This is a genomic window from uncultured Shewanella sp. (assembly GCF_947495455.1).
Taxonomy (GTDB): domain Bacteria; phylum Pseudomonadota; class Gammaproteobacteria; order Enterobacterales; family Shewanellaceae; genus Shewanella.
Genome location: NZ_CANLZC010000194.1, coordinates 1 through 4078 on the forward strand (window position 1 = coordinate 1; position 4078 = coordinate 4078).

Genomic DNA, 4078 nt, shown 5'->3' on the forward strand with positions numbered 1-4078 from the left:
TTGCAGCTAAAGCCTGGGTCTCACATTACCCGAAACTGGGAATAATTTGTAATTATGTGGGTTTATTATCCATACAAGTTGCTTAACAATGGGTGACTTGGTTAGTCCTGATTATTTTTTTTCATCACTTTCTGTGAATAGTCAATAATCATCATCGTCAAACATTTTCGTTTTTTCACTCTCAGCTCTTTCATGGCGAGTATCATAGTGGTGCAGTAATGCAATCACCATAGCCATGAAGGCAAGGTAGCCATAATATAAAAAACTAAATACTTCTTCAGAAGACTGTGATTGAAAATGTGTAGAGAAAAGTGCAAAAGTGACTAAGCATAATAAATAAGTGACGCATATAGAGAGTCGACTGAAAATGGCACCTTCAATGATATAGCGATAGAACTTTTTCGAGAAAAAAACCAACAATATCAAACAATAAAGTAATGCCTTTAATTCGATGCTATCCAGTTGGACGGTATTGAAGACATAATCAATACCGAAAGTAATAAGAACAAAGACACCAAATAACATACATATATAATAAGAAAATGCTTGCTGCTTCGCGTAAGCTTTATTATTCATGTCTCTTACCTCTTTAAGCTGATTTAATTGCCACAAATATAGCTTTGCTGAGCTGCGCCCCTGATGGCTGAAAAATGACGGCCTCTGATTTTACGATATTGAAAATACCCATGCAAAAGCAGCACTTATTTAACCAAGCTGATGTGGCGCAGTTGGCAATAAAATAGCGTAATTAAAGCGCTCCCTTGTGTTTAGATATCTCTATCTCTGCTTGCTGTAAATTTTTTCTTATTGAAATAAATATAAAAAAGATGAAAGATTGAAAAAAGGAAAGAAATAGGCCCGTTAATGGAGCTATTTTCCTTCCGGTATCATGGGGGACTTTTTCCATGTATAGAATTTGCTCATTGGTTATTTCCATTCCTGGAAAAAACCATCCCCATTAAGCTCAAAAGTTGTTAGTTTTTGAGTTAAGTAAATATCATACAAAAATGTACAACTCACAATTAAAATATAAATAATGATGAAATTGCTTAAGGTTAATTTCAGTAAGATAGGTTGCTTATGTTTACGGTGTTCAAAAAAATAAACAAACACAGAGGTGAATATACTTAAAGTTATTAACCCTAAAAATGGGATTGATAAAAACTACATAAATATTTTCCCTTATGGTTTAGGGCAAACTTCGGTCCATTGAAATGACTGATATTTGAATGGAATGCCAAACTCACCTTGTGGGCCATAGCTGTTTCTAAAACAGTAAAATAGTTAAAGCAAATAATATAATCAGCAAATAATGAATACTGGCATAAAAAATGGCCAACTTTATTAGGTTTTTCGAGATATGACGAGGTTTCAATAACATAATATTGAGCATTGGTTTAGCCACTAATCCAAATGTAAAGTAGGATAGCCCTTTTATTGATTTATTATGAATTTTAGCTTCCTCTCTCAGTTTTAGTTCATAGTATGGCGTTATTAATAGATAACTTACAGAAACTATAATGAATAGATTATACAGCATTAATGTGAATTTCCTGGATAGGTTGAAAATTGCATTAAAACATGTTGATAAGACATGCCTATTTTTGTTGGACTGAATTCAGCACCTAAAGTAGGAGTTGAATTTTGTTGAAATAATAATTGCTCACTCACTTCTATAGGGCCAATTGAGATACCCGTTTCCCAAGCTAGGGTACCATCTATTGCTGATGCATTTTTTAACACATAATTGAGTCCTAAGGAAGCGCCATAGACGCGACCTGAACCGCTCGAAACGACAATACCATCATTAACTATGATGAGTTGGGCACAAATTCCAACATATATACCGACACATCCTCCAAATTTAATTCCTTGATCGTTTGGGAGGTTAGATAGGGATGTATTTGTTACGGTATTAGCTGCCATATTCAATTCATTATCAATGCTTTGATTAAAATACTTTTTCAACTCAGACATTGCCTTTCTAAAATGCATCTGATCATTAAATATCCTTGCAAACGCTGCCGTGATCGCGCCGTTAGCGAACTTTGTTTATAAAGAGTCCCACCTGCGAACCTAGGTGAAGAGCCTTTGATAGTAGTATTGATAGCTGTATCGATGGCAATAACCTAGTGGTGTTAAAATGCTAGGTTATATTAAGGGTTATTTAACTTATTGTTTATTTTTTATCGCATAACTTAATAAAAAAACCTATCATTAAAATATTATGCTTGAAAAGCAAAATATTTTAATGATTAGCAAAAGATAATACTCTAAACGTGTTAATTGACCATCGCTATACATAATAACAAGGCCGCCGATTATAGGTAGTATGAAAATAAGTCTAATTAATATTGTTGACTGACTTATTTTTATTAACTGTCGTTTTAGTTGCTGCATGCATGTACCTCAATAGAACAAAATTGATAACCCGCTCCTATCATAGCGCCTTCAGCTAAAGCGCCTTTACCACCTGAAAAAGTGGTTGAATTATAAAGTATTCCTCCAGATAAGCCAGAACCAGGAACAAAATCAATATAGGGGCCATGAACTTCCGTGATTCCTGGGGTTAAATGATCTGAAGAAACTGCAGCGGATCCAACACCGCCCCATTCAATGCCTAATCCGAGTCCAATCCTTTGGCATGTGCTTGTATAAAAACAGCTATTGCCACTTGCATCAAATAAAACCCCTCCATCCATACTCGTACCGTAAATTAATACATGCTGAGTAGCGTAGGCACCGACACCACCTTGTAATGCTTCCGGACCTGCATTGGTGATTTCTCCTTTAAATTGTCTAGCTGAATCGACTATGTACTTTTTCAACTCAGACATTGCCTTTCTAAAATGCATCTGATCATTAAAGATCCTCGCAAAGGCTGCGCTCTTTTTACTAAGCGAATTCGGCCCAGTTGGCCTTCTTTGTTTATAAAGAGTTTCGCCACTGCTCTTTGTTATATAATAGGGGAGGCAGTGCCGCAAAGAGCGGCGCCTGTTTCTCATCAAGAATGGCTGTACGCCCAAAATCAAAGCTAACACCTTGCTCATCCATGGCGTTGATATTAATAGCAAAAGCTTGGCTTATCCCCAAATTGGGTTAATAAATCCACTCACAATTAACATACAGATTTATCAAGTCAGCCATAATTAACATAGGTTTAACTATAGGTGGCTTGGTTCTGTGTCATCTATTTATCCATTTCGTTTATCAAATAATTTGAGTATGAAGCCTATGAATCCTAATGTTATGATTAAAAGATAAACTATCATAGATATGAAAATTAACTCACGGACAATATGGTTTATTTTTCCATCGGTGGATTCAATGATAATAAAACCAATAATAGGAATAACCAGAATTAATTTAAATAATATTGTTGATTGGCTTACTTTTATTATGATTTTTTTTAATTTTAACATGTATGAATCTCAATTGTGCAGAACTGGTAGCCAGCTCCAAACATAGCTCCTTCTGTTATGGCTCCTTTTCCTCCTGAAAAGGTTGTTTCATTATATAAAAGTCCACCTGAAACACCTATAGAAGGAACAAAATCAATATAGGGGCCATGAACTTCCTATAGGGGATGAAATATGATTAACATGATAAATATCAGCAGTAATATGATCCTAATTCTTCTTAATTTCTTTACTGAGTTGTCTTCTTTTTTAAGTATGTATTGGGATAAATGATTACCTTTTGTAAAAGCTTGATAAGCTTCGTTTAAGGTATGATTACTTATCCCTGCTTCTTTTTGTTTTGTAGCTACTCTGGCTGCAAACTCGAGGTAATATTTCATTTCTAAGAAACCCACTATAAGCGTTAAAATAAAAAAGATTATGTATAGTGTCATGTTAATAGTAACCTCTTCCAATTTCCCAAGTATGATTTAGCAACCCGAAAATACCGTATCCATAATTGATCCCTGATCCAACAGAGTAATTTATGCCTCCTCCATCAGCACCAAATGATATATCCGCTCGACCCATTAAGGCATGTCCACGGCGTTGTTGCTTAAATCTAAGGAACCATTTGGTCATTCTGTGATCTGATCTTGTCAGTACGAAAACGAGACAGA

Annotated in this window: 5 protein-coding genes; all 5 read right to left on the bottom strand. The window is 35.0% G+C overall.

Translation table 11 applies throughout. From position 1 onward, the window contains the following. Positions 1 to 141 precede the first annotated feature (141 nt). Positions 142 to 576, bottom strand: a complete 435-nt coding sequence (locus tag Q0791_RS24520; RefSeq protein ID WP_299011887.1) for a hypothetical protein — start codon at positions 574 to 576, stop codon at positions 142 to 144. Between the two features lie 963 nt (positions 577 to 1539). Further along, positions 1540 to 1977, bottom strand: coding sequence for a hypothetical protein (locus Q0791_RS24525; RefSeq protein WP_299011888.1), 438 nt, complete (start codon positions 1975 to 1977; stop codon positions 1540 to 1542). Positions 1978 to 2387: 410 nt separating this feature from the next. Further along, positions 2388 to 2837 carry a hypothetical protein gene (locus Q0791_RS24530; protein WP_299011889.1) on the bottom strand — a complete coding sequence of 150 codons (450 nt, stop codon included), beginning with the start codon at positions 2835 to 2837 and terminating at the stop codon, positions 2388 to 2390. A 91-nt stretch (positions 2838 to 2928) separates the two neighbouring features. Further along, entirely contained in the window at positions 2929 to 3093 is a 165-nt protein-coding gene (locus Q0791_RS24535) for a hypothetical protein (RefSeq protein ID WP_299011890.1), read from the bottom strand. A 761-nt stretch (positions 3094 to 3854) separates the two neighbouring features. After that, the coding region (locus tag Q0791_RS24540) for a hypothetical protein (protein WP_299011891.1) at positions 3855 to 4078 on the bottom strand (224 nt) is incomplete at its 5' end.